The sequence below is a fragment of the Tardiphaga sp. 215_C5_N2_1 genome (assembly GCF_052076055.1).
Classification (GTDB): domain Bacteria; phylum Pseudomonadota; class Alphaproteobacteria; order Rhizobiales; family Xanthobacteraceae; genus Tardiphaga; species Tardiphaga robiniae.
In genome coordinates, this window is sequence record NZ_CP197240.1 from 503,634 (window position 1) to 528,021 (window position 24,388).

A 24,388-nucleotide genomic window follows, 5' to 3' on the forward strand; every position below is an offset into this window, starting at 1 on the left:
GGATTGTGAACGCGGAGAAGTCATTTGCGCCTGCTTGTTGTCGAAGATGATCCCGATCTCAACCGTCAGCTCACCACGGCGCTGACCGATGCCGGCTATGTCGTCGATCGCGCCTTCGATGGCGAGGAGGGGCACTTCCTCGGCGACAGCGAGCCCTACGACGCCGTGGTGCTCGATATCGGCCTGCCGAAGATGGACGGCATTTCGGTGCTGGAAGCCTGGCGCCGCAACAACCGCATCATGCCGGTACTGATCCTGACGGCGCGCGATCGCTGGAGCGATAAGGTCCAGGGCTTCGATGCCGGCGCCGACGATTACGTCGCTAAACCGTTCCACCTCGAAGAGGTGCTGGCCCGCATCCGCGCGCTATTGCGCCGCTCCACCGGCCACGCCCAGTCCGAACTCACTTGCGGACCCGTATCGCTGGATACCCGCACCGGCCGCGTCAGCGTTTCCGGCAATCCGATCAAGATGACATCACACGAATACCGGCTGCTGTCCTATCTGATGCACCATACCGGCCGCGTGATCTCGCGCACCGAACTGGTCGAGCATCTCTACGATCAGGATTTCGATCGCGACAGTAATACCATCGAGGTGTTCGTCGGCCGTATCCGCAAGAAGCTCGACGTCGATATCATCCAGACCGTGCGCGGCCTCGGCTATCTGCTCACGCCGCCGCAGCCGTGATCATCTCCGGGATCATGCGCTGATGCGCAACAGCTCGCTCGCAACGCGGCTGTTTCTGTCGGCGACGGCCTGGGTGGTGGTAATCCTCTTGATCACCGGCATCGTCCTGTCCTCGGTCTATCGCAGCGCCACCGAGCGCGCCTTCGATCGCCGCCTCAATCTCTATCTCCGCACCCTGGTGGCCGAAGTCGCCAATCCGCCGGACGCGCCCGATCACGATACGCCATCGCTTGGCGAGCCGTTGTTCGAACTGCCGCTGTCGGGCTGGTACTGGGAAATCGCACCCACCGAAGGCGCGAAGACCGAGATGCGGGCCTCGCGCTCGCTGTGGGACAAGAAGCTGCCCAAGCTCGAAGACCAGGGCGTCGAACTCACGGCGTCGGGCATCCGCCAGGGCTATGTGGACGGGCCAGAAGACCAGCGCCTGCGCATGGTGGAGCGTCCCGTCGATCTCGGCGCCGACGGCAAATTCCGCATCAGCGTTGCCGGCGACGCCACCGAGATTTTCGAGGAAACCCGCACCTTCGACTATTATCTTGGCGGCACATTCGCTGCCCTCTCGATCGTGCTCGTGCTCACCACGATCTTCCAGGTCCGCTTCGGCCTCGCGCCGCTGAAGCGCATGTCGGATGCCATTGCCGATATCCGGTCCGGCCGTGCCGAGCGGCTGGAGGGCACATTCCCTGTCGAGATCTCACCTCTGGCGGGCGAGATGAACGCGCTGCTCGATGCTAACCGCGCCATCGTCGAGCGCGCACGCACGCACGTCGGCAATCTCGCCCATGCCATCAAGACGCCGCTGTCGGTGATCGTCAACGAGGCGAACAGCCGTGGCATCGACCCCTTTGCGAGCAAGGTGCTGGAGCAGGCCGATGTGATGCGCGATCAGGTGACGCATCATCTGGAGCGTGCGCGGATCGCGGCGCGCGTCACCATCGTCGGCACCGTCACCGATGTCGCGCCGGCGCTGGAGGCGCTGTGCCGGACGATGCAGAAGATTCACCGGGACCGCGGCATCACCATCGACCTTGAGGCCGATGCCGCGGCGAAATTCCGTGGCGAAAAACAGGACATCGAGGAGATGGTCGGTAACCTCGTCGACAACGCCTGCAAATGGGCGGACTCCCATGTCACCATCGGCGTGCAGGTCGAGCGCACCGGCGGTGCCGATCCGGCGTCGAAGCTGCGGATCATCGTCGATGACGACGGGCGCGGGCTGTCCGATACCGAGCGCGCCCAGGTCGCGCGCCGCGGCCAGCGGCTCGACGAGACCAAGCCGGGGTCCGGTCTGGGTCTGTCCATCGTGGTGGATCTGGCCGCGCTCTATGGCGGTAGCCTGACGCTCGGCAAGGCGCCGATCGGCGGGCTGCGAGCGGAGCTGGTGTTGCCGGGTGTCTGAGTTCCGGCCTTCTTGCGCCCCGTTGTCGCCCGAATTATCCCGTTCGTAACGTCTTTGACGTTTCCTGTGTTCCGGTTTGCGTTCGGGGTCTGCGGTCCATGGTCAAGTTCAACGCCTTCTGTGTTGCCGCCGTCGCGCTGACGCTGGGTGGTTGCGACGTGACGACGTCGGACGGCGGGCTGGGCCTCGGCACCGATACGATCGCCCGGGCCTATAGCAGCACCAAGTCGGCCGTGGGCCTGTCCGAGGAAAACGCAGCAGTCGCGGTGACCAATGCCGCCTTTGGCGGGCTGATCGGCGCCAAACTCGGCGCCCAGCTCAACGACGAGGACCGCCGGCTGGCCTACGAGGCCCAGATCGCCGCCCTCGACCGCGGTGCACCCGGCGCTCCGGTGCCCTGGCGCAACGCCACGTCGGGACGCTATGGCAACATTGTTGCTGGCCCGGCCTATAACCAGAAAGGCCGGGAATGCCGCGGCTTTTCCCACACCGTCACCGTCAATGGTGACCTCAAGACCGCCCGCGGCACCGCCTGTCGCAGCCCTGAAGGTACCTGGGCGGCGGCCTGATCCCGGTTCCTCAACGCCTTCTTAACGGGGCGCCTGCTACAAAAATCGGTGGCGATTTTCGGTTGTAGATCGACCGGAAAGCACGGATTCCTAGGCTGCATGAACAAAACCTCGATCGATCGCTTGCGGGAGTATTTGGCGCAACTGCCCGAGCAGTCGCAGATGCTGCTGATGCGCGAATATGAGCGCGCGATCGAGCGCGGCGAAGACGTCGTGGTCGCCAATTTCGTGCTCGACCTGCTGCGCGGCGTGGTTCGCGGCCACGAGAATGCAGTGCGCCCGCGCGTCGAGGATCCCACCCGGCTGGTTTTCAAATCGCTCGAGCCGTTCCTTGTCGAAGGTGTGGGCAATGTCCGGCCCGGACAGATCCGGCGCGCCTCGCTGCTGCCGATCTGGCAGTGGCTGGAGCGCGACGCCGCGGACGCCGTGCGCGAGTTCGAGGCGGCCGTCTCTGCGTCGCCTGAGCCGGGCGCATCGGACATCGAACGTGCGGTCAAGAAATTCCAGCAGGCGGCAGCAGCCGCCATTACCGCTGCCACATCGGGCAATCGCGGCGCGGCCCGCATCGGGCCGACCCATGCCGTCGAAGACCTGCCGTCCATCGGCGCGGTGCTGAAGGCGCGCGAGCAACTCGACGGCTTTGCGGGCAAGCTGCCGAGCGTGCTGCGCAGCTTCGGCGATAGCCAGATCGCCTCGGTGAACAGCGCACTGAACGTGCCGACGCTGACCACGCCGCAGGTGCTGCCTTTCGCACTGTCGCTGGTGATGCAGCGGCTGGCGGCGCCATGGCAGATCATTCGTCTGGCGGTGAAGATCGCGGCCTCGGACGATGAAATCCGCGTGGCCGCCACGCCCTATGGTGTCGCCGTGACCATGGCGCTGTCCGATCTCAATCGCGTCGCGGCCGAACTGCGCTCCGATATCAGGCGCGGCAAGTTCGACAGCGCCCCCGAACATCTCAAGATCGCCCATGACGGCGTGCGCGGCCTGCGCACCGAACTCGACATGCGCAACGATTCCACTTGGGGCCGCCAGATGGCGTCGATCCGGGTGGAGATTTCCTCGACGCTGCAGTCGGAGATCGAGAGCGTGCCGGGCAGGGTGCGACGTCTGCTGCGCCAGCGCCCTGACAAGGATATTGCCGCGACGGCGACGATCGATTTCGCCGAGGTCGAGGAGACCGTGGCGCTGATCAATTTCGTCGCGGTGTGCCGGACCTATGCCAGCGAACTCGCCATCAACGAGGTGACGCTGCGGACCTATTCCGACCTGCAGCAATATGTCGAGAAGTCCACGGAGTCGCTGGTGCAGTCGCTGCGCGCCGGCGATGCCCGCGTCCGCAGCTACCGGCAGATGCAGGCCAAGGCCGCGATCCGCTTCTGCCAGGTGTTGTTCGGCCAGGAATATGCCTCGCTGATGAGCCGCGCCGCCGAACAGGCCATGGTCGTGGTCGAGCGCAAGCCGAAGCGGGCCGGCTAGGCGATGCGAAATGGCTCGTCGGCGATGTGACATCCGCATCGCCTGATCCCGAGATCAGAGCGCCAATTGAATGCGATTGGTTTCGCTGCCGTCATGTGCGGCCGGGACGGCGCAGCAGATCAGCACGTCATCGTCGGTCACCGCAGCGGCTGGCTCTTTGACGTAGGTCACCGCTCCCGCCAGAAGCTTCGTTCGGCAGGTGCCGCAATGTCCTTCCCGACAACTGAAATCGGGGCTCAGGCCTCGGGATTCGGCGAGGTCGAGCAGCGTGCCGGATTCGGGCGTCCAGCGCGCTTCCTTCAATGACTCTGTGAACACCACATGCACCGATGTCGACGACGATGGCTGGCGCGCCGGCGCTGTCGCCGGGCTGTCGACGGTTCGTACCAGTGACGCGGGGCCGAATGCTTCGGCGTGGATACGGTTGTCGGCGATGTTCAGTGCACGAAGACCGTCATAGATCGACTGCATGAATCCGGAAGGGCCGCAGAGATAGTAATCGTAGTCGCCAACCGGCATGAACCGTGACAGCAGGGCCATGTCGATACGCCCCGCAGCGTCGTAGTCGGGACCTTCTTCGGCATCCGTGATGTCGCCGAGAACTCGGATGACCCGGACTGCGTCTCCAGCGGACGCCGCAAGTTCATCCAATTCGTTGCCGAAGGGGCGCTCGTTCTTCGAACGGGCTGCCTGAAAAAGCACGGTGGGTCGAATCTTGAGCGTCCGCAGCCCCTCGTAAATCACATGCCGCAGCATCGCGAGCATCGGCGTGATTCCGATGCCGCCCGCCAGCAGCACCGCTGGCCGCGCCTGAGTGGCGTCGATCGTGAATTCACCGGCGGGCGCCCTTGCTTCGATCACGTCGCCAATATTGACGCCGTCGTGCAGCCGCTGCGACACGAGTCCGTCGCGTTTGACGCTGATGCGGTAGACGTGATCCGAAGGCGCGACCGACAGCGTATAGGTTCGGATGGCGGTCTTCTCCGCTCCGTCAATGGGTAGTCTGATCGGGAGATACTGCCCGGCACGATGAGGGAGGAGGCCGGCGCCGTCAGTCGGCTCCAGATGGAACGACCGGACCGTTGCGCTCTCATCGACGATGTTGATGACCTTGAACGGCCGCCATTTGGTCGCAAGTTCTGCAGCCCGCAGACGACCGGCTGCCTGCTCCCAACTGCCTGTCATGAGCGTGCTCGGAGCCCATCCGTCCGGCCGGAACGCCCAGCGCAGGGACAGAGCACCGAGTCGAAGAACGACACGCCGCGCCTTGAATTGCCAGAGGCGCTCGGCGCCCTGAAAGGCGGCGATCTCCGGGGAGTCCAGGATGACCCGGGCGTCGCCGGTCATTTGCAGCACGTCGCCGGTCTCGAAATCGACAAACAAGAGTCCGGCGTTGCCGTTGATGAGGATGTTGCCCAGCGTGGCAAAGAACAGATTGCCCGCGAAATCCGGGATTGTCAGCGTGCCGTCGTCGGCAATGCGAACGAAACCGGGATTGCCGCCGCGGCTCGAGACGTCGACCTGTCGACGGGATTCTCGCTCGACATAGGACGCGACAAAGAACATGTCGGCGGCTTCGATCATGCGGCGTGCCGTTGCGTCGATTTCGGCTTTCTCTTCGATATCGCCCGTAAACTGATCGCGTGGGTCGCGGGCAAATTCATAGTCGCGGAGCTGGATATAGCGCGGACAGTTGCCGAAGCTTTGATCGACGTCGAAATGGATCGCGTTGTGGTCCGATGGTCCGATGATGCCGTTGACCCGATTTCGCCGGCGCGTGTGAAGTTCAATGCCGAGCAGGCCGATTGCATCGCCCTCGTGCATCCCTTCGCTGGCGGGATCGCTTGGCTCCCTGACGACATCGATATCGAGCGATTGCGCTGTTGGCGATGAGATGAAGCCGGGCTTGCCGGTGACAAATGTGGCCCATGCGTCACCTGCGCCGTCGACGCTGCCGAGCGCTATGAAGGGAATCTGGGCGTAGAAATCCCGGTGTTGCGTCGGCATGTAGTCGCGCACGATACGCCTGCCGAGCTCATCCATGTGAGCCGAAACGCCGACCTTTTCCTGGATCGCCTTCTCGCCGGCGTGCCAGATGTCCAGTTTTGATAGCGACATAGTATCGGTCATCGGTCCGCTCTCGTTGGCGGTGTCGGGCGTATGCCTGGATACGCCCGACACGCAGTTAAGCCGCAGCGGCGAGGCCGACGGGTGTCTTGGCGAAAGGCACGAAGCCGGGCAGCGCTTCGATGCGGCGCAAGAAGGCGGTCACCTTGGGATAGCCGGACAGATCGACATTTCCTTCCGGCGCGCTTGCGATGTAGCTGTAGAGCGCCACATCCGCGATGGTCGGACCATTGCCGACAAGCCAGTCGCGATCGGCGAGATGCGCTTCGACCAGTGCCAACAAGGCGTGCGCGCGCTCGATGACTTCCTCTGGATTGAAGTTCCTGCCGAAAACGGTGATCAGCCGTGCAGCGGCAGGACCATAGGCCAGTTGGCCGGCAGCGACAGACAGCCAGCGCTGGATGGCCGCGCTTCCCTTCGCGTCATCGGGCAGCCACTCGGTTCGGCCGGATGTCTTGGCGAGATAAACGAGTATCGCGTTCGAGTCGGAGACAATGGTGCCACTGTCATCGAGGACCGGCACCTGACCGAACGGATTGAGCGCAAGGAAATCCGGCGTCTTGTGCGCGCCCGACTTCAGGTCAACCTCGATGAGTTCGTGGGGCAGGCCAAGGAGCGAAGCGAACAGATGCGCGCGATGAGAGTGGCCGGACAGTGGATGGTGATAGAGCTTCATGATTGTGATCCTGAATTCGTGGTCGGGTCCATTCCCGTTCAGCGAATGCAAGTTGCTTCATGATCCGGCGCGCGGGAATGCACGCTCTGCGCACTTCATCATTGCGCCGGATGAAATAACCGCGGCCTTTGTCGGCGCGCGACAGGCCCGATAGCGGTTTCATCAATCGCGTCGATGGGTCTTACCGGAGGGCATCCACGTCGCGGAGGGGGCATTACTCGGAAAGCGGGCTCGCAGCCGCCGCAATCCTTGATCCAGAACAAGCGGCTGGACGTCGCGATGGCATAAAAGTCAATTGCGCGGCGTCGGCGGCCATGGTGTAACCCGGCAAAGACGTCGTTTAGATCGACTCAAGACTACGCCGGAACCCATTGATGGCCTTATGGTTTGTGTTCGCCTTGATGACCGCCGCAGCGACTTTCGCCGTGTTGTGGCCGCTTGGCCGGACCCGCTCCGATGCCGGGGGCACCGAGGCCACTGTCTACCGCGATCAGCTCGCTGAAATCTCCCGCGATACCGCCGCCGGCCTGATCGGGCCGACGGAGGCGGAGGCGGCGCGTGTCGAGATCAGCCGTCGTCTGCTGGCGGCCGTCGATGCCGAGGGCGCGGCGTCCGTGGGCAGCAGTCCCGGCTTTCGCCGCGCGGTGGCGCTGGTGGCGCTGATCGGCCTGCCGCTGCTGGCCGTCGGCTTCTATCTGCCGCTCGGTTCGCCTGCCATGCCGGACTTTCCGCTCGCCGCGCGCAACCAGTCGCCCAGTCCCACCCAGCCACTGGACAATCTCGTCGCACAGGTCGAGCAGCATCTCGAGAAAAACCCGACCGACGGCCGCGGCTGGACCGTGCTGGCGCCTGTGCTGGCGAAGATCGGCCGTACCGACGATGCGGTGCGCGCGTTCCGCAATGCGATCACCTATGCCGGCGATACGGCCGCGCGGCGCGCCGATCTCGGCGAGGCCATGGCGATGGCCGCCAATGGTGTCATCACCGCGGATGCCAAGACCGAATTCGAACGCGCTGTCGCGCTCGATGCCGGCGAGGTGAAGGCACGCTACTTCCTGGGCCTCGCGGCTGAGCAGGACGGGCGTGGCAGCGACGCGGCGGCGATCTGGCGCGACATGCTGGCAAAGGGACCTGCGGATGCGCCGTGGCGTCCGGTGGTCACGGCGGCCCTGGCGCGTGTCGGCGGCAGCGCTCCGAAGTCAGGCCCGAACCTGCCGGCACTGTCGGAAGACACGATCGCGTCGGTACAGGGCATGAATGCAGGCGACCGCAATGCGATGATCCATGGCATGGTCGACCGGCTCGCCACGCGGCTCAAGCAGGATGGCAGCGACGTCGAGGGATGGTTGCGGCTGGTGCGTGCCTATATGGTGCTCGGTGAGCGCGACAAGGCAAAGAGCGCGCTGGCAGATGCACGGGAGGCGGTCGGCACGGATGCCGAGCGGCTGCACAAGCTGAACGATGGCCTGAAAGACTCCGGGCTGGATGGGTGACTTCCAATGACGCGCAAGCAGCGACGATTGACGATGATAGGTGGAGCGCTGGTGGTGCTCGCCATCGCGGCCGGGCTGGTGCTGAACGCGCTGCGCGATTCCATCGTGTTCTTCTCGACGCCGCAGATGGTTGCCGAAAAGCAGATCCCGGTCGGCAAGCGCTTTCGCCTCGGCGGCATGGTCGAGCAGGGCTCGCTGGTGCGCGGGGATAATCTCGCCGTGAGCTTCAAGGTCTCCGATGGCGGCGCAACCTTGCCGGTGAACTACAAGGGCATCCTGCCGGATCTGTTTCGCGAGGGGCAGGGCGTTGTCGCCGAAGGCGCGATGGATGCGTCGGGCGTGTTCAAGGCCGATACGGTCCTGGCGAAGCATGACGAGAACTACATGCCGAAGGAAGTCGCTGACGCACTCAAGAAACAGGGGCGCTGGCAGGAAGGCGAGGGTGGCAAGCCGGTGATGTCGCAGGGCGCCGCCAAGCCTGTGGTGACGCCTGCAAAACAGAGTGTTTTGCAGTGATTGCCGAAGCGGGACACTATGCATTGGTGCTGGCGCTGGCGCTGGCGTTGATCCAGTCGACGGTGCCGATCATCGGTGCGCGCCTGCGCGATCCGGCATTGATCAATGTCGCGCGCTCCACGGCACTGGCGCAGTTGCTGTTTGCGGGGCTGTCGTTTCTCGCGCTGACGACGCTCTATGTCACGTCGGATTTCTCGGTCGCCAACGTGTTCGAGAATTCGCATTCCGCAAAACCGCTGCTCTACAAGATCACCGGCGTGTGGGGGAACCACGAAGGCTCGATGCTGCTGTGGGTGTCGATCCTCGCACTGTTCGGCGGGCTCGTCGCTGCCTTCGGCAATAATCTGCCGCTGTCGCTGCGCGCGCATGTGCTGGCGGTGCAGGGCTGGATCGCCGCGGCGTTCTATCTGTTCATCCTGATGACCTCGAATCCGTTCCTGCGGCTGGCGCAGCCGCCGCTCGAGGGCCGCGATCTCAATCCGGTGCTGCAGGATATCGGCCTCGCGGTGCATCCGCCGATGCTCTATCTCGGCTATGTCGGCTTCTCTATCGCATTCTCCTTTGCTGTCGCCGCGCTGATCGAGGGCCGCATCGATGCCGCCTGGGCGCGCTGGGTGCGGCCATGGACGCTGGTGGCATGGATATTCCTCACGCTCGGCATCGCGATGGGCTCCTATTGGGCCTATTATGAACTCGGCTGGGGTGGCTGGTGGTTCTGGGATCCCGTCGAGAACGCCTCGCTGATGCCATGGCTGTCCGGCACCGCGTTGCTGCACTCCGCGGTGGTGATGGAGAAACGCAACGCGCTGAAGGTCTGGACCATCCTTCTCGCGATCCTGACCTTCTCGCTGTCGCTGCTCGGCACATTCCTGGTGCGCTCCGGCGTCCTCACCTCGGTTCATGCCTTTGCGACCGACCCGACGCGCGGCGTGTTCATCCTGCTGATCCTGTGCGTGTTCATCGGCGGCAGCCTGACGCTGTATATGTGGCGTGCATCGTCGCTGAAGCAGGGCGGACTGTTCGCGCCGATCTCGCGCGAGGGCGCGCTTGTGCTGAACAACCTGTTCCTCACCACGGCCTGCGCGACGGTGTTCATCGGCACGCTGTATCCACTGGCGCTGGAAATGCTGACCGGTGAGAAAATCTCTGTCGGCGCGCCGTTCTTCAATCTCACTTTCGGGCCGCTGTTCGTGCCGTTGCTGCTGGCGATGCCGTTCGGGCCGTTGCTGGCGTGGAAGCGCGGCGATCTCAGAGGCGTGACGCAACGGCTGATGGCTGCCGGAATCGCCGCGCTTCTGGCGGTGGCACTGGTCTGGGCATGGACGACGGGCGGTGCGGCGCTGGCACCGCTCGCGATCGGGCTCGGCGTGTTCGTTATTTCCGGATCGATCGTCGATATCGCCGAACGCACCATGCTGTTTCGTTTACCGTTCGGTGTGGCGTTCCGCCGTGCGCGCGGATTGCCGCGCGCGGCCTGGGGCACGGCCTTTGCTCATGCCGGCATCGGCGTCGCGCTGATCGGTATCGTCTGCGAGAGCACCTGGAATACCGAATATATCGGCACCATGCAGCCGAATGATGTGGCGAAGCTTGCCGGCTATGAGCTCACGCTCAAGGATGTGACGCAGCGGCAGGGGCCGAATTTCCGCGAGAGCCTCGCGCGTTTCAGGGTGACGCGCGGCGGCGACGAGATCGGCGAGATGACGCCGTCGAAGCGCAACTTCACCGCGCGGCAGTCCTCGACCACGGAAGCCGCGCTGCTCTCGCGCGGCGCCAGCCAGCTCTATATCTCGCTCGGTGAGGAGGCCGCCGGCGGCGCGGTTGCCGTGCGGATGTATCACAAGCCGCTGGTGCTGATGATCTGGTGGGGGCCGGTGCTGATGGCTTTCGGCGGGCTGCTGTCACTGTCCGACCGGCGGCTACGCGTCGGCGCGCCGAAGCCGGCCAAGGCATCGCGCGCACTGCAGCCGGCGGAGTGATGGCGTGACACGCATTGTCGCAAGCCTCATCGCCGTCATGTTCCTGCTCGCTGCGCCGCTCGCGCATGCGGTGCAGCCCGACGAGATCATGAAGGACCCGGCCCAGGAAGGCCGCGCGCGCAACCTGTCGAAGGAGCTGCGCTGCATGGTCTGTCAGAACCAGTCCATCGACGATTCCGATGCACCGCTGGCGCGCGACCTGCGCCTCTTGGTGCGCGAGCGTATCGCCACTGGCGAAAGCGACAAGCAGGTGCTGGATTTTCTTGTGGCGCGCTATGGCGAATTCGTGCTGCTGAAGCCGCGGCTCAACCTGCACACGCTGCTGCTGTGGCTGCTGACGCCGCTGGTGCTGATCGGCGGCGGCTTCGCCTTGTGGTGGCACAACCGGCGACGGGGCAGGCCTGCAGGCGATGATGATGCCGTGATGCAGCTCACCGCCGAGGAAGAAGCGCGGATCGAGCGGCTGATTGCCAAGGAAACGGTGCAGGACAAGCCGGTTTAGTTCGCCGCCCCCGGCCAGCAGCCGACTATTGAGAGCTCGCATCTAGATCACAAGGCAAAGTCCCGAAAACAGCAACAAGCCCAGGATAATTCGTTTGAAGGCTGCTTCGTTGACCCGTCCGAACAGGACGATGCCTAAAGCCGTTCCAGCAGCCAAGGCGGGTAGAGACATGCCAAAGTTGATCAAGACCTTTAACGAAAGGCTGTGGTGCGAAAGCATGAGAGCAAGGGCGAAAAGCTGCATCACCCCGATGTAGGGTTGAACCAGACCGCGCTGCTGATTTTTCGGGAGACCATGGATGTCGCACCAGATCGCAGGAAGTGCGCCGGGCATCGCCGTCAATCCGCCGACCAGTCCCCCACCAAACCCCACCAGCGCGTTTCTGCTCTGGCTCTCCATCTGACGCGAGCAGGCAGGCGTTGGCCGGAACAAGGCATATGTCGCGTAAAGGGATACGAGAGCTCCAAAACCCAGTCTGAAGGTTTCAGTACCCACATTCTGCAGGAGATAGATCGCGATCGGAATGCCTAGCAGTCCACCCGCGATGAAAACGAGGCTGGTTTTCCATTGCATGTTCTTGCGTAGCGCAAACAGAGTGGCCGCTTGTACAGTGATGCTGCAAGCCATCATCAATGGCACAGCTTCCATAGGCGGAAAAACGTGTAGCAGGACAGCACCGGCGACCGCCGAGAACGCAAACCCGGAAAGGCCGGAAACGAACGCGCCCGCAAAAACCGCCCCGCTTAGCGTCAAATAAGCCGCTATATCTGACATGGCATCGCTTCCTTTGGAACGGTGATCGTCTTCAATAGCGGGACAGCGTGGGGCGTCCGAACTCACTCAAGTGACAATAACAAATCCATCTAGTCGCCGTGGATCGCCGTTGTTGCCGTTTCGATAGGTTGGATACTCGACACGTGGTTCAGCATGTATCCTCCGACAACGTGCAAAATGCCGAAGCCAGCCAGGACAGCGATTGCCCACGCTTTGAGAGGAGACGGAGGAGGCGTTGGTCGACGGACGTGGGAGCTCTTGGTAACTGCCATATCCAATTTCCTTCTTGCACGCGTTCGGAAAATTCGACTGTCACTTTGAAAGCGCGCTCCTGCTTCCAACTGCCGAATTCAAGATCGGCTGCTGTTCAAGCGCGTCCAGTTGGGGTGAACGATATCGCTGGGTTCATGCGCGAGCGATACGGCAGATGTCGTATTTCGTCGTCGGCAAGGAGGCTAATGTCGAAAGGCCCTGCGCCGCCGCAGGTGGCGCCGCCGTTGGAGATCAGCGCGGAGACGCGATCTCAACCGTGGCCGGGTGATCGCCAATCCGTGGGCGGCTACACATCCTTCTAGCAACCGCCATTGATTTATTCCTTAGCGCCACGGGATCAGCCGCCTGTCGGATGTCGCTGGTGAGGGGCGGGCCAACCGCCAGTTGGCGCGGCCATCCCTTCGACCGGACCTGTCGAGGTCATGGCATCGAGCATCGGCTCGCCGCTTTCCTGAACAGCTACAACTTCGCCAGGCGGCTGAAGACCCTGCGCGGCCTCACAGCCGATGAAGCCATCTGTACGGCTTGGGCAAATGAGCCAGACCAATTTCGGCTCGATCTACTCCACTTCACCTCGGGACTGAACACTAGGGCGAAAGGGGAGACGCGCGGGTTCTGAAGTTGCCGCGCTGGCTAAATTCAAATCGGTTGACGTCAAAATTCTTTGGATAGGTGTTTTCCAACTGTGGCGGTATCGGAAGGTTATAGCCGATCTTCAATTGGTTCATCAGGACACTGCGTAATCGCATCGATCCGGCAAGGCCGGCAGTCACACAGGTGCCCGCCACATTCTCCAGTCCGGGGGCGCATGCGAACCGGGCCGCGGCAATCGAACCGGTAAGGACGCTCGCTCCAAAAGCGACGGTGACGAGAAGGCCGGTGTTGAAACGTTTTGACATGTCGGCCTCTCTCAAAAATTCACGGTTGCGCCGCTGGCGACGACCCAGGCGTCGCCTGACATGAATGGCACTAACGGCGCGAAGGCCGGTGGTCCCGGAGTCTCGTTCTCCCGAATCCAGACTCGCTCGACCCTGCCATTGATGTTGATCTTGTTGGTGACATTGTAGTTGGCGACTCCGCCCACCGCCCAGCGGGTCTTGGCCGGCACGAAGCTGAACGTCGCAGCATCATAACCATCGTGGTCGCGATAGAGATAGCCCGCGGTGGGGCCGACGGTGAAGCCGTTGGCAAACCTGTAGTTCAATCCGGCATTGACCCTATACAAGTTGCTGTTGGAATTGAACCCTTCTGGAATCAAGGCCAACCCGCCAGGATCAAGAATCTCATTCTTGTCGGTATGGGTCCAGAAACCATCGCTGTAGATCGACCACCTTTGATCAAAGGCATAAGATGCACTGCCGGAAATCGTCGTGCGCGGCCCGACCCTGTACTTGTCGTAGCCTAGCATGCCGAACTGGCCGGATTGCGAGATGCCGTCCCAGGAATAGGACCCGGAGCCCTGCAGCGAGAGCGGCCCATTGGAATATCCAAGCGCGGCGGTCACCGTTGCCTCGTCGCCGTTCTTGATACTGATGGTATCGGTGGTCAGGCCCGTAATCGGGTTGAGGGCTTCCTTGTTGAAGGGGTTGCGCTGGGTATAGCCACTCGACAGGGTCAAAATCAGCGCCTGCGACAGCGGAATGTTGACGCCCGCAGTCGGTCCGAAATTCCAGCCTTCGCCATAGGTGCCCTGGTCGACGAGATCGCCGTCCATGCGCGCGAAGCGCGAGTTACCGTAAAGCGCGGAGGTTCCGGTCGGGGCGTTGATCAGCATTGCGACGAAGGGCTGGAAGCCGGTGAAGCCATTGTAAGTGGCGGTGCCCGAGAGCTGCGTATCGACCGGCGTATCGACCGAGCCGCGTTCGCCGGATGTTGATTGCGACGAAGAGACAAAGCCCCCCCGCAGCACGAATTCGAATTTCCAATTGGGGTTGGGATTGCCTGTCAACGACAGTGACATCGGCGCGTAAAGTTGCGTTCCCTGACCGACGCCGTTCAGGGGGGCAGCATTGGTCGGAAAGCCTCGGGTATTCCGCCAACTGAAATAGCGGACTTCGCTGTTGTAGCTGATGTTCCACAACTGATCGATCGACTGCACAACGGCCTTTATCGGCATATCGGCTGCAAGCGCCTGACCTGGAGCACCTCCGCACGCAACCACGACCGCACCGGGAATTAATAGTCGCATAAAATACCCCCGCCGCCCAAAATTCCAGAACGCATTTCACAGCATTACGGACAAATTTCAAAGTCAGTAATGTTCCCCCAAACAGGGCTGGTCTGTGGAGGAATGATGCACCGGTTACGGACTAGCCGCGGCGAGGGCGGCCCGTATTTTGTTTGCTAGTATAGAAAAGGCCGCCTGGAGGCGCCCCCGAAACGACCAGGTCGTAGCCGCGGTTTGGTCGGTTATTGTTTTCCGATATACTTCAGACCGACATAGGGGCCGTTGAGGCCGAAGTTGGTATTGTTACCGTTGCGGATCGTCGAGCCGGAGGAAGGCGAACCGGAAAAGTAGTTTGAGGGCGGTTTGGTCTGCGAGAGATTTAGCGCGCCGTTTTTCATCGTGTATGACGGTCGCTGGCCAAGCCCGCCCTGACTTTGGGCGAGCGCGTCGTCTGAGGCGGCCAAGTAGCCACCCGACGCCAAGACAGAGCCAACTACGGCAATTTGTTTCATGAACATGTTAGATATCTCCTGTGTGACATCCACTCATCCTCGCGGTCAATCGATTGACGTGCACTTCGCCACTCATGCGACCGACTTTGGAATCAAAACGTCGCCGTTGCCTCATAATAGCTAGAGGAACGCGCTCGCCTGCATGCCGCTCACCACTTGTATCCCAAGACAGGTTTATAGGGGCCAGAAGCGCTGCTACCGTTGCGGATCGTCGAACCGGACAAGGAGTTTGAGGGCGATTTGGTCTGCGGACCGGCGAGATTTGGGGTGCCGTTTTTGACCGTCTGCGAGGGGCGATGGCCAAGCCCGCCTTGACCTTCGGCCAGCGCGCCATCTGAGGCCGCCAAGTAGCCGCCCAACACCAAGACGGCACCAACTACGGCAATTTGTTTCATGAACATGTCAGATATCTCCTGTGTGAGATTCACTCGACATTCCCTGCTCACCACTGGTACCGCGCGACACTTTCGCCTGCGTAGCTGCGCGTCACGTTGGAGAACTCATCCTCGAAGGCCGCCGTCGTCGTGCGAGACTTCCCGAAGCGAAGCTGCTCGTCTTGATAGCTCCGTTGATGGCACACTTCTGCTCTCAACTGCCGAATTCAGAATCTGCCGCTGTTCTAGCGTGCCCAGTCGGCACGAAAGATATCGTTGTGTTCAGTCGCAAGCGATACGGCAGATGCCGTATTTCGTCGTCGGTAAGGAGGCCAGAGCCTTTTCCGTTTCGATAGAATCGAAACGGGGCTCTAGATTCGTTATTCTGACACGTTTTCTTGACGCGAACCGGGTCCACTTCGCTGGAAAACGCTCTGGTGTCGAAAGGCTTTGCGCCGCTGCAGACGGTGGCGCCGTGGGAGATCAGCGCGGAGACGCGATCTCAACCGTGGCCGGGTGATCGCCAATCCGGGGCAGCTACATATGCCTTTAGCGACCGCTATCGATTGATTCCTTGCCGTCAACACAGGCTGTAACGATCGCTTCGTGCAATTCCTCGCCGGTGATCGGCTTGTGCAGAATACGATGACCGCTGGCGATGGCTTCCTTGATCCGCGACGGCGAGGTATCGCCGGTCACGATAACGGCAGGGACCGAGCGGCCGAAATGGGCGCAAAGAGCCTCGATTACGTCCAGGCCCGTAGCTCCATCTCCGAGGCGGTAGTCGGCAATGATCAGATCGACCGGTGCCTTGCCGGCCTCGATCGCCTCTGCATGAATCTGTTGCACCTCGGCGGCAGATCGGCCGGCATAGACGCGATGCCCCTGCAGTGTGAGCAACTGGACCATGATATCGAGAACATCCCTCTCGTCTTCCACGACCATGATGCCGACGGCGATGCCGGCTGGTGATGCCTTGTTGTCGGGCAAGGGAGTTTCCACCGCACTGGCTATCGGAACCGTAACGGAAAACATCGAGCCGCGCCCGGTGACGGAGACCAGCTTTAGCGGGTGTTGCAGCAGCACGGCGGTGCGGCGAACGATGGCGAGGCCAAGGCCGAGGCCAAGCGCGCGATCCCTCGCCGGGTTCTGCAATTGTACGAATTCCTCGAACACCATTGCTTGCTGATCTGCGGGGATGCCGGGGCCGGTATCCCATATCTGGATTTCCACCGAAGCGCCGCGCCTACGGCAGCCGAGCAGAACGCCGCCGGATCTCGTGTATCGAAAAGCGTTCGACAGCAGATTGTCCAAAATCCGTTTCAGCATCATGGGATCGCTGTCCACCAGCAGACGGCTTTCAACAACACGCCAATCAAGGCCGCGATCCTTCGCCACGGGCGCGAATTCGTTGCCGAGTTGATTGAAAAGTTGGGACAAATTCACCGTCTCCTTCGCAACAGTGACGACGCCGGCATCGAGCCGGGAGATGTCGAGCAGTCCATTCAGGAGGGCGCTGAGATTGCCGACAATGGATTTTGCCTTGCCGGCCAGATCGCGAGCATCGCCGGATGCAACAGCGCCTCGGTGACCCAGCGCCGCGAGCGTGGCGATCAGTAGACTCAAGGCATGGATCGGCTGGCGCAGGTCATGACTGGCGGCCGCAAGGAAACGCGTTTTCGCACGATCGGCTGCTTGCGCGCGGTCGCGTTCTTCCTGCAGGTGGCTCACCAGTTCGACATTTTCCAGGCGCAACCTGATGGTCTCACGCAGCATGTGGTACGTCGTGCGGCAGTAATAAAGATTGATGGCCACAAGCCCCGCAAGCAGGGAGAGATATGCGCCGGAGATATCACCTCCATTGGTAATAGAGCGTACCGTGATTGGCAGCACCGTTGCGACGATCGAACCGACGAGAGCAGGCGGAAAGGCCGAGAGCGACGGGACGGTGCCGCAGATCAGACCGGTCAAAACGATGACCGTGAATGAAAAAGGAATGGGCGCCTCGGGAAGGAACCCAACCCAGCCGAGCATTCCCCACAGCAGGCCTGACACGCAGGAAAACGCAGCCGCGAGCCAGGCCCATCGCAACGCGGACGTCGGCTCTCTATCTCGGTTGAAGAACCGGCGCGCCGCCAGAACGCGTATGGCAGTGAGCAGATACAACGCGCCGAGCCATCCGATCAACCAGCTCGCCGATACGACGCTCCTCAGTACGTATGCTGCCGCCAGGGAGATGAGGATGTTGGCGACCACCACTCCGTAGGAATTGCGATACAAAAGCTCGACGAGCGCCTCGCGTATCTTGTCTTCTTGCATCGAAACCTCTTCGCGCGCCGGTAGGTGCGGCGGCTTCGTTCGCGAGTTGCCGTTGCGCTAGCCCGCTGGAAGGCCGAGACGAATTGCGTAGGCTGTCAATTCAGCACCGCTGTGCAGATCAAGCTTCCGCATCAGATTCTCGCGATGTTTCCGGGCGGTCAGCGGGCTAATGCCGAGCCGATTGGCGATGTCGCGGCTGGTGGCACCGTGAGGGATCATCCCCAGGATTTGCCGCTCGCGCCGTGTAAGCGTGACCGGAGATATGATCGCAGCCGTGGGCTCCGGGGAGTCGTTCGGGCCGTCATGCTGGTCCACCGCAAAACGAACCTCCTCCGCCACATAGGCGTTGCCTTTTCTGATGGCATCGACTGCAGCGATGAGTTCGGATGGATCGCCGCTCTTGGTCAAATAGCCATTCGCGCCTGCAGAAAACGCTGCCCGAATGGAACGTGGCTCAACATTGGCGGTCACGACAAGAACTCGCAGCTCCGGCCATTCGGTTCTCAGGTTAGCTATGAATTGAAACCCGTTCACACCCGGCATGCCGAGATCGAGTATGAGAAGATCGGCGGAGCTTTCGTTCAGCAGCCGGTGAACGGCTTCACCGTCCGCCGCTTCTCCACTGACCGTAAGCCTGTCCACGGTCGACAGAAGCTGTTTCAGGCCTTCCCGAATGAAGGCATGATCGTCAGCAATGATCGTCCTCAGCAGTCCGCTCATGCATCGCCCCGCTACAACGGCGCTAGGATATAAGTCAGATCCAATCAAAGATTGGAATCCATGTATTCATTTGCCTGATGATCTTAATACAAAATACGCGAGTTGCCGTATTTTTACATATGGTCGCTGAGGCTCAGGACTCATTGAATCCAGGCGCTCGACCGCACCCAACCCGGCTTGCCGACGAAGAAGGGCCGCGTCGGGACGATGATCCACGACTACAAACGGCACGACCACTCTGTGTGCGGCGCTGAATATCCTCGACGGCACCATTATCGGCCGCAATATGCAGCCCCACCGGCACCAGGAGTTCATCCGCTTCCTCAACACCATCGAGGGCCAGGTGCCGGCACGAAGGCGATCCACGCCATCATCGACAACTACGCCAACCGCAAACATCCCAAGGTGCAAGAATGGTTGGCCCGGCATCCCGCTGGACGTTCCGCTTCACACCAACCTCGGCATCATGGCTCAACGCTGTCGAAGGCTTCTTCGCAAAGCTTGCGAGACGCCGCCTCAAACGCGGCGTGTTCCGATCCGTGGATGATCTCAAAGCCGCCATCGATCGCTTCGTTACCGAAACCAACGCCGATCCAAAGCCCTTTGTCTGGACGGCCAATCCCAAACTCGTCCTCGTCGCTATCAAACGGGAGAAGCGTCAATCCACTAGTGCAGCTGTTGCCGCGGCCGGCGTCTATTCGGCGGGCAACACCGCCTGGATATTCCGACCCGTGCGTTCGATATGCTCCCGCAGGATCCGTGTTGCATCGCGGGTGCGGCGCTCGATCATCGCATGGGCCATGGCAGTGTGTTCTGCAGGCACATCGCGATCCGGCTGATGTTTCTTCAGGAAGATGCGGCGATAGCGATCGCTCTGGTCGTGCAGCGTCGCGCAGAACTGCCGCAACAGCGGCATCTGGCATGCCGAGATCAGTTCGGCATGGAAGGCGCGATGCGCAATCTCCCAGGCTTCCTGTTCAGCGGCCGAGCGTGAGCCGCGCTTGCAGCGGCTGAGCTGATGCAGCGAGCCGAGCACGCGTCCTTCCCAGGCGACATCGCCGTGTTCGATGGCTTCCTTGACGGCGAGGCCTTCGAGCTCGACGCGTAGCCGGATGATCTCGGCGAGATTGCTCGCCGAGACCGGCGTGACGCGATAGCCGCGCTGATCGATCAGCGCGACGAGTCCGTCATTCTCCAGACGACACAGCGCTTCGCGGAGCGGGCTGAGGCTGACGCCGAAGGCGGTGCGCAGGCGATCAAGATTGAGTTTGCTGCCCGGCAGTAGGTCGCCGCGCATGATGGAGTCCCGCAAACGGGCGACCAGCGTGGTGGACAATGTGGTCGGGATCGCGCCGGCCGTGGTGGTGCGTGCGGTGCTCATGATGGCTTATCCGATGCTCTCGAAACCGTAGAGCGAAGCCGGATTATCCACCAGTGCCATTTGCTGCGCTTTGGGATCCGGCAGCCAGAGCGGGATGAGATCGACGAGGTCGCCATCGTTCGGCATCGCGACCGGGCAGATCGGATGTGGCCAGTTGCTGCCCCAGAGGATACGGTCGGGACGTGCTTCGACCACGCGCGCGATCATCGGCAGCATGTCGCGATGCGGATAGGGCTCTGCAGAGAGACGGTACAGGCTGGCGAGCTTGATCCAGCAGCGGTCGGTGTCGAGCAATCGCAGCAAGGTTCGGAACGGTTCGGAGTCGACGCCTTCTGCAGCGCTGATCCGGGCGAGGTGATCCAGCACGAATGGACTGCGGACCTGCATCAGTTGCGGCGCGACATCGACCAGTTCGCTCGCTCTGTTGAAATGCAGCACGAGATGCCAGCCGAAATCGAAGGTCTCGTTCGCGAGACCCGCTAGATGCGCAAAGGATGCGCCGCCGCTGACGACGGTGGACATCCGGCAGCCGCGCATGCCGCGGAGGTGCATGTCTTCGAGCTCCTGTTGCGGCAGGCCCGACGGGATCACGGCCACCCCGCGCAGCCGTCGCGGATTGAGGTCGAGGGCCGCGAGGGTCGCACTATTGTCGGTGCCATGAGCGCCGCCATGCACGATGACGGCGCGGTCGATCCCGAGCGTTTCGTGGAGCTGCATCAGGTCGTCATAGGTGCAGTCTTCGGGCGTGTAGCTGCGCTGTTCGCTGAACGGAAATTCGACCTGCGGGCCGAAGACGTGGACATGGGTATCGCAGGCACCACGCGGCATCACGAATGCCGGCCGCTTCGGATGGCGATCGGGGCCGGGGCAGGGCTTCGGTGGGGCGCCAGGCGTATGCGCACTCATCGTGGCAACTCCCTTCAAATAAGCGATCTTTGTTCGCTGAAAATAAACGGTGGCAATCAGCCGATTTGACGACAGCCTTAAGTAGTGCCAACATAAAATCGACGAAGCAAGAAAAATCGATTATTTGGAGGTTCGCATGCGGCACGTGGTTTCTGCACTGGTGGCTCTGGTCATGGTTTCGCTGGTCGGCCAGGTTGCCCATGCAGGGTTTCCCGAACGCGGCATCAAGATCGTGGTGCCGTTTCCCGCTGGCGGATCGAACGACGTCGTTGCCCGCTTGCTTGGCACCAAGCTGCAGGAGCTCTGGGGACAGCCGGTGGTGATCGACAACCGTGCCGGCGGCGGCGGAAACATTGGCGCGGATGCCGTCGTGCGCTCGCCCGCCGATGGCTATACGTTGCTGCTGACGGCGCCCGGACCGCTCGCGGTCAATCAGTCGCTCTACGCGCAACTCCCCTTCAATCCCGCGCAGGATTTCACGCCGGTAGCGTTGATCGCGTCGGTTCCGATCGTGCTGGCGGTCAATCCGGGCGTGAAGGCGACGACGGTGGCGGAGCTGATCGCGCTCGCCAAGGCATCGCCGGGCAAACTCAATTTCGGCTCGTCCGGCCTGGGATCAACCAATCATCTGGCCGGCGAGCTGCTGAAGGCGCGCGCCGGCATCGATATCGTCCATGTGCCGTATCGCGGCGCGGCGCCGGCGATGAATGACCTGATCGCCGGTCAGATCCCGATGATGTTCGACAACATGCCCGCCATTCGTCCGCAGGTTCAGGGCGGCACGATCCGCGCGATTGCCGTGGCCGGCGCAGCACGTTCGCCTCTGTTCCCGGAGCTGCCGACCATGGCGGAGGCGGGTGTCGCGAATTTCGAGGCGTCGTCATGGTTTGGCCTCGTCGCGCCGGCCAAGATGCCGCCGGACGTGACGAAGGTGCTGATCGACGGCGTGGCCAAGGTGCTGAAGGACCCCGATATGGTGAAGCGTCTCGCCGATGTCGGCGCCGAGCCCGGCACATTGTCAGGCGACGCGTTCGCGGCGTTTCTGCGTACGGAGTCTGATAAGTGGGGGCAAGTGGTCAAGACAGCGGGCGCCAAGGTCGAGTAGGACTTCGGACGTAATCGATTTGAAAACGGGAACCATATGACGAAGAAAATTGCTGAGCTCGACGAATTGAAATCCCGCTACGAGGGGATGATTGGGTTCACGCCGCCGAAGATCGCGAAGCGACTGGAACTGGGCATGCGCGTCGATCCCGCTCTGGTCACGGCGCTGGAGGACTGGCGGATTGCGGCGCTGACGCCGACGGCACTGGATCAGAAGACCGTGCAATTGATGTCGTTCGCGATCCTGCTGGTCCAGACGTCCGAAGCTGCTGCCAATCACGCAAAGGCTGCGATCAAGGCCGGCGCCACGCTTGAGGAACTGCACGCAAGCGCCGGAATCGCTGCGCTGTTCCGCGGCGTTGCAGCCTTCAACATGGCCGGCGAAATCCTGGCCGGTCTGTTCCCGGAGACGGCTCAAAAGACCGGCGGCTGATACCGCCGTTGCATCTGCCGATATCGGGGTGATTCAGGCGCGGTTTTCCCTGCGTCACCCCGCCACACCTGCATCTCCCAGATTACCAAACCTTAATTCCCCTGCCAGCCCGCGGTAAGGTGGAAACCTCCATCTTCAGATCACACAAGGCGCCTTGCCCCCCGCGCCGTTGCTCTGGAGATTTTCTCGATGTCCGACCGCCCCACCGATTTTTCCGAATTGCCGTCCTACAAGGCACCCCGCCGCTCGCTGTTCTCTGCGCGTAAATTCGCGCTGATGGCGTCGGTGGTTGCGGGCCTTGGTGTTGCCGCTTATGGCCTGTCGCCCTCCAACGGTCCGGTCGACATCTTCACCACCACTGCGCATGCGCAGGTCGACAAGCAGGTCAAGTCGCAGGCCGCGCAGCCGGTCGGCTTCGCCGATATCGTCGAGCGCGTGAAGCCGTCGGTGATCTCGGTCAAGGTCAACATGAAGGAAAAGGTCGCATCGAAGGATGACGACAACAACGGCGACTCGCCGTTCCAGCCGGGCTCCCCGATGGAGCGCTTCTTCAAGCGCTTCGGCCAGGACGGCGTGCCCCCGGGCATGCGCGGTGGTCCGCGCGGCGGCGGCCGTGGCGTCGTGAGCGGTCAGGGCTCGGGCTTCTTCATCTCGGCTGACGGTTTCGCCGTAACCAACAATCACGTGGTCGATGGCGCCGACAAGGTCGAGGTCTCGACCGACGACGGCAAGACCTATTCGGCCAAGGTGATCGGCACCGATCCGCGTACCGATCTGGCGCTGATCAAGGTCGAGGGCCGCACCGACTTCCCGTTCGCCAAGCTCGCCGACGGCAAGCCGCGTATCGGTGACTGGGTGCTGGCAGTCGGCAACCCGTTCGGACTCGGCGGCACCGTGACCGCCGGCATCGTCTCGGCCTCGGGCCGTGACATCGGCAGCGGTCCGTATGACGATTTCATCCAGATCGATGCGCCCGTGAACAAGGGCAATTCGGGTGGTCCGGCTTTCGATACGTCGGGCGAAGTGATGGGCGTCAACACCGCGATCTATTCGCCCTCGGGCGGCAGCGTCGGTATCGCGTTCTCGATCCCGGCCTCGACCGTGAAGACGGTGGTGGCGCAGCTCAAGGACAAGGGTTCGGTCTCGCGTGGCTGGATCGGCGTGCAGATTCAGCCGGTGACCCAGGATATCGCCGACAGTCTCGGCCTGAAGAAGGCGGAAGGTGCGCTGGTCGCCGAGCCCCAGGCCGATGGTCCGGCAGCCAAGGCTGGCATCAAGTCGGGTGACGTCATCACCGCGGTGAATGGCACGCCGGTCAAGGATGCACGCGAACTCGCCCGCACCATTGGCGGCTTCGCGCCGGGCAACACGGTGAAGATCAACGTGCTGCACAAGGGGGAGGACAAGGTTCTGTCCATGACCCTCGGCCAGTTGCCGAACACGGTAGAGGCGAAGGCCGATGTCGATAGCGGTGACAAGGGATCGTCATCGCGCGGCAGCGACGTGCCGCGGCTTGGCCTCACGGTCTCGCCCGCGAGCAGTGTCGCCGGTGCCGGCAAGGACGGCGTGGTCGTGACCGGCGTCGATCCGAAGAGTGCCGCTGCCGAGCGTGGCTTCAAGGAAGGCGACGTCATTCTCGAAGTCGCCGGCAAGAGCGTGACCAATCCCGGCGATGTGCGCGAGGCGATTGTCGCCGCGCACAACGACAACAAGAACAGCGTGCTGATCAGGGTTCGCTCGAACGGCTCCTCGAAGTTCGTGGCCGTTCCCCTCGCGAAGAGCTGATCACCGCACATGAACGGAGAGTGTCGCCGGCATAGTCGCCCCCGCTGACGGCTCTTTCCAGGGGGCGAGCCACAAACTCGCTCCCGCTGCTTCCTTTCGATGGAAAACGCCCCCCTCCGTTGAAAGGCCAATGGGCGGTGAAGTTTCCCCCAGCTTCACCGCCTATTCTTCTTTCTGCCCCGAAGGATAACCGGCGGGCATTCCGCCGCC

22 protein-coding genes and 1 pseudogene are annotated in these 24,388 nt (G+C 62.2%); 12 read left to right on the forward strand and 11 right to left on the reverse strand.

Annotation, left to right across the window (positions count from 1 at the left end; translation table 11 throughout):
- Positions 1–24 precede the first annotated feature (24 nt).
- The 4 genes from AB7828_RS02215 (at position 25) to AB7828_RS02230 (ending at position 4,137) form a co-directional block, all read left to right on the forward strand.
- Positions 25–690, forward strand: a complete 666-nt coding sequence (locus AB7828_RS02215) for a response regulator transcription factor (RefSeq protein WP_089267078.1) — start codon at positions 25–27, stop codon at positions 688–690.
- A gap of 22 nt (positions 691–712) precedes the next feature.
- The gene (locus AB7828_RS02220) at positions 713–2,089 is read left to right on the forward strand and encodes a sensor histidine kinase (RefSeq protein ID WP_441229284.1); all 1,377 of its coding nucleotides are present in this window, start codon (positions 713–715) and stop codon (positions 2,087–2,089) included.
- Between the two features lie 98 nt (positions 2,090–2,187).
- Complete coding sequence (locus AB7828_RS02225) at positions 2,188–2,658, forward strand: RT0821/Lpp0805 family surface protein (protein WP_184515561.1); 471 nt, start codon at positions 2,188–2,190, stop codon at positions 2,656–2,658.
- A gap of 99 nt (positions 2,659–2,757) precedes the next feature.
- Entirely contained in the window at positions 2,758–4,137 is a 1,380-nt protein-coding gene (locus tag AB7828_RS02230; RefSeq protein WP_441229285.1) for a hypothetical protein, read from the forward strand.
- Positions 4,138–4,191: 54 nt separating this feature from the next.
- On the opposite strand, the gene AB7828_RS02235 is transcribed toward AB7828_RS02230, so the two are convergent.
- Together AB7828_RS02235 and AB7828_RS02240 are read right to left on the reverse strand one after the other, a co-directional pair.
- Positions 4,192–6,267 (reverse strand): 2Fe-2S iron-sulfur cluster-binding protein, encoded by a 2,076-nt coding sequence (locus AB7828_RS02235; RefSeq protein WP_441229286.1) that lies wholly within the window; start codon positions 6,265–6,267, stop codon positions 4,192–4,194.
- A 55-nt stretch (positions 6,268–6,322) separates the two neighbouring features.
- Complete coding sequence (locus tag AB7828_RS02240) at positions 6,323–6,940, reverse strand: glutathione S-transferase family protein (protein ID WP_184515565.1); 618 nt, start codon at positions 6,938–6,940, stop codon at positions 6,323–6,325.
- Positions 6,941–7,314: 374 nt separating this feature from the next.
- Here AB7828_RS02240 and ccmI point away from each other — a divergent pair, with 374 nt between their 5' ends.
- The 4 genes from ccmI to AB7828_RS02260 are packed head-to-tail and all read left to right on the forward strand — an operon-like array spanning position 7,315 to position 11,430.
- The gene (gene ccmI / locus AB7828_RS02245) at positions 7,315–8,433 is read left to right on the forward strand and encodes a c-type cytochrome biogenesis protein CcmI (RefSeq protein WP_441229287.1); all 1,119 of its coding nucleotides are present in this window, start codon (positions 7,315–7,317) and stop codon (positions 8,431–8,433) included.
- A gap of 6 nt (positions 8,434–8,439) precedes the next feature.
- Positions 8,440–8,949, forward strand: a complete 510-nt coding sequence (ccmE, locus tag AB7828_RS02250) for a cytochrome c maturation protein CcmE (protein ID WP_089267088.1) — start codon at positions 8,440–8,442, stop codon at positions 8,947–8,949.
- Positions 8,946–10,928, forward strand: a complete 1,983-nt coding sequence (locus tag AB7828_RS02255; protein ID WP_441229288.1) for a heme lyase CcmF/NrfE family subunit — start codon at positions 8,946–8,948, stop codon at positions 10,926–10,928. Before ccmE ends, AB7828_RS02255 begins: the two co-directional genes overlap by 4 nt.
- Positions 10,929–10,932: 4 nt before the next feature.
- On the forward strand, positions 10,933–11,430 hold the full coding sequence (locus tag AB7828_RS02260) for a cytochrome c-type biogenesis protein (protein WP_441229289.1): 498 nt from the start codon (positions 10,933–10,935) through the stop codon (positions 11,428–11,430).
- Between the two features lie 42 nt (positions 11,431–11,472).
- On the opposite strand, the gene AB7828_RS02265 is transcribed toward AB7828_RS02260, so the two are convergent.
- The 7 genes from AB7828_RS02265 to AB7828_RS02295 form a co-directional block, all read right to left on the reverse strand.
- Positions 11,473–12,204 (reverse strand): sulfite exporter TauE/SafE family protein, encoded by a 732-nt coding sequence (locus AB7828_RS02265; RefSeq protein WP_089267091.1) that lies wholly within the window; start codon positions 12,202–12,204, stop codon positions 11,473–11,475.
- 860 nt (positions 12,205–13,064) lie between these two features.
- Complete coding sequence (locus AB7828_RS02270) at positions 13,065–13,376, reverse strand: hypothetical protein (protein ID WP_441229290.1); 312 nt, start codon at positions 13,374–13,376, stop codon at positions 13,065–13,067.
- An 11-nt stretch (positions 13,377–13,387) separates the two neighbouring features.
- Positions 13,388–14,665 carry an outer membrane beta-barrel protein gene (locus AB7828_RS02275; RefSeq protein ID WP_441229291.1) on the reverse strand — a complete coding sequence of 426 codons (1,278 nt, stop codon included), beginning with the start codon at positions 14,663–14,665 and terminating at the stop codon, positions 13,388–13,390.
- A 221-nt stretch (positions 14,666–14,886) separates the two neighbouring features.
- Positions 14,887–15,162 carry a hypothetical protein gene (locus AB7828_RS02280; RefSeq protein ID WP_439058055.1) on the reverse strand — a complete coding sequence of 92 codons (276 nt, stop codon included), beginning with the start codon at positions 15,160–15,162 and terminating at the stop codon, positions 14,887–14,889.
- Between the two features lie 143 nt (positions 15,163–15,305).
- On the reverse strand, positions 15,306–15,557 hold the full coding sequence (locus tag AB7828_RS02285; RefSeq protein ID WP_441229292.1) for a hypothetical protein: 252 nt from the start codon (positions 15,555–15,557) through the stop codon (positions 15,306–15,308).
- A gap of 522 nt (positions 15,558–16,079) precedes the next feature.
- Positions 16,080–17,849, reverse strand: a complete 1,770-nt coding sequence (locus tag AB7828_RS02290; protein WP_441229293.1) for a hybrid sensor histidine kinase/response regulator — start codon at positions 17,847–17,849, stop codon at positions 16,080–16,082.
- A 57-nt stretch (positions 17,850–17,906) separates the two neighbouring features.
- The gene (locus AB7828_RS02295; protein ID WP_441229294.1) at positions 17,907–18,569 is read right to left on the reverse strand and encodes a response regulator; all 663 of its coding nucleotides are present in this window, start codon (positions 18,567–18,569) and stop codon (positions 17,907–17,909) included.
- A 147-nt stretch (positions 18,570–18,716) separates the two neighbouring features.
- Here AB7828_RS02295 and AB7828_RS02300 point away from each other — a divergent pair.
- Positions 18,717–19,219, forward strand: a pseudogene (locus AB7828_RS02300) (IS630 family transposase); the annotation flags it as partial.
- A gap of 44 nt (positions 19,220–19,263) precedes the next feature.
- Here the strand turns inward: AB7828_RS02300 and AB7828_RS02305 are convergent.
- Together AB7828_RS02305 and AB7828_RS02310 are read right to left on the reverse strand one after the other, a co-directional pair.
- The gene (locus tag AB7828_RS02305) at positions 19,264–19,950 is read right to left on the reverse strand and encodes a GntR family transcriptional regulator (RefSeq protein WP_068730513.1); all 687 of its coding nucleotides are present in this window, start codon (positions 19,948–19,950) and stop codon (positions 19,264–19,266) included.
- A 6-nt stretch (positions 19,951–19,956) separates the two neighbouring features.
- Positions 19,957–20,856, reverse strand: a complete 900-nt coding sequence (locus AB7828_RS02310; RefSeq protein WP_441229295.1) for an amidohydrolase family protein — start codon at positions 20,854–20,856, stop codon at positions 19,957–19,959.
- Positions 20,857–20,992: 136 nt separating this feature from the next.
- Between AB7828_RS02310 and AB7828_RS02315 the strand changes: the two genes are divergently transcribed.
- From AB7828_RS02315 to AB7828_RS02325, 3 genes are all read left to right on the forward strand, one after another.
- Positions 20,993–21,961 carry a Bug family tripartite tricarboxylate transporter substrate binding protein gene (locus tag AB7828_RS02315; protein ID WP_184515583.1) on the forward strand — a complete coding sequence of 323 codons (969 nt, stop codon included), beginning with the start codon at positions 20,993–20,995 and terminating at the stop codon, positions 21,959–21,961.
- Between the two features lie 36 nt (positions 21,962–21,997).
- Entirely contained in the window at positions 21,998–22,393 is a 396-nt protein-coding gene (locus AB7828_RS02320; RefSeq protein WP_170849698.1) for a carboxymuconolactone decarboxylase family protein, read from the forward strand.
- A 189-nt stretch (positions 22,394–22,582) separates the two neighbouring features.
- Complete coding sequence (locus AB7828_RS02325) at positions 22,583–24,178, forward strand: Do family serine endopeptidase (RefSeq protein ID WP_441229296.1); 1,596 nt, start codon at positions 22,583–22,585, stop codon at positions 24,176–24,178.
- Positions 24,179–24,388: the final 210 nt, after the last annotated feature.

What these genes read in the sequence shown, in the direction of transcription:
- AB7828_RS02315 (WP_184515583.1), top strand. Translation starts at nt 20,993, where the DNA reads ATGCGGCACGTGGTTTCTGCACTGGTGGCTCTGGTCATGGTTTCGCTG.
- AB7828_RS02240 (WP_184515565.1), bottom strand. Translation starts at nt 6,940, where the DNA reads ATGAAGCTCTATCACCATCCACTGTCCGGCCACTCTCATCGCGCGCAT.
- AB7828_RS02230 (WP_441229285.1), top strand. Translation starts at nt 2,758, where the DNA reads ATGAACAAAACCTCGATCGATCGCTTGCGGGAGTATTTGGCGCAACTG.
- AB7828_RS02320 (WP_170849698.1), top strand. Translation starts at nt 21,998, where the DNA reads ATGACGAAGAAAATTGCTGAGCTCGACGAATTGAAATCCCGCTACGAG.
- AB7828_RS02235 (WP_441229286.1), bottom strand. Translation starts at nt 6,267, where the DNA reads ATGACCGATACTATGTCGCTATCAAAACTGGACATCTGGCACGCCGGC.
- AB7828_RS02220 (WP_441229284.1), top strand. Translation starts at nt 713, where the DNA reads ATGCGCAACAGCTCGCTCGCAACGCGGCTGTTTCTGTCGGCGACGGCC.
- AB7828_RS02275 (WP_441229291.1), bottom strand. Translation starts at nt 14,665, where the DNA reads ATGCGACTATTAATTCCCGGTGCGGTCGTGGTTGCGTGCGGAGGTGCT.
- AB7828_RS02305 (WP_068730513.1), bottom strand. Translation starts at nt 19,950, where the DNA reads ATGAGCACCGCACGCACCACCACGGCCGGCGCGATCCCGACCACATTG.
- AB7828_RS02325 (WP_441229296.1), top strand. Translation starts at nt 22,583, where the DNA reads ATGTCCGACCGCCCCACCGATTTTTCCGAATTGCCGTCCTACAAGGCA.
- AB7828_RS02225 (WP_184515561.1), top strand. Translation starts at nt 2,188, where the DNA reads ATGGTCAAGTTCAACGCCTTCTGTGTTGCCGCCGTCGCGCTGACGCTG.
- AB7828_RS02290 (WP_441229293.1), bottom strand. Translation starts at nt 17,849, where the DNA reads ATGCAAGAAGACAAGATACGCGAGGCGCTCGTCGAGCTTTTGTATCGC.
- AB7828_RS02270 (WP_441229290.1), bottom strand. Translation starts at nt 13,376, where the DNA reads ATGTCAAAACGTTTCAACACCGGCCTTCTCGTCACCGTCGCTTTTGGA.
- AB7828_RS02265 (WP_089267091.1), bottom strand. Translation starts at nt 12,204, where the DNA reads ATGTCAGATATAGCGGCTTATTTGACGCTAAGCGGGGCGGTTTTTGCG.
- AB7828_RS02285 (WP_441229292.1), bottom strand. Translation starts at nt 15,557, where the DNA reads ATGTTCATGAAACAAATTGCCGTAGTTGGTGCCGTCTTGGTGTTGGGC.
- ccmI (WP_441229287.1), top strand. Translation starts at nt 7,315, where the DNA reads ATGGCCTTATGGTTTGTGTTCGCCTTGATGACCGCCGCAGCGACTTTC.
- AB7828_RS02310 (WP_441229295.1), bottom strand. Translation starts at nt 20,856, where the DNA reads ATGAGTGCGCATACGCCTGGCGCCCCACCGAAGCCCTGCCCCGGCCCC.
- AB7828_RS02280 (WP_439058055.1), bottom strand. Translation starts at nt 15,162, where the DNA reads ATGTTCATGAAACAAATTGCCGTAGTTGGCTCTGTCTTGGCGTCGGGT.
- AB7828_RS02295 (WP_441229294.1), bottom strand. Translation starts at nt 18,569, where the DNA reads ATGAGCGGACTGCTGAGGACGATCATTGCTGACGATCATGCCTTCATT.
- ccmE (WP_089267088.1), top strand. Translation starts at nt 8,440, where the DNA reads ATGACGCGCAAGCAGCGACGATTGACGATGATAGGTGGAGCGCTGGTG.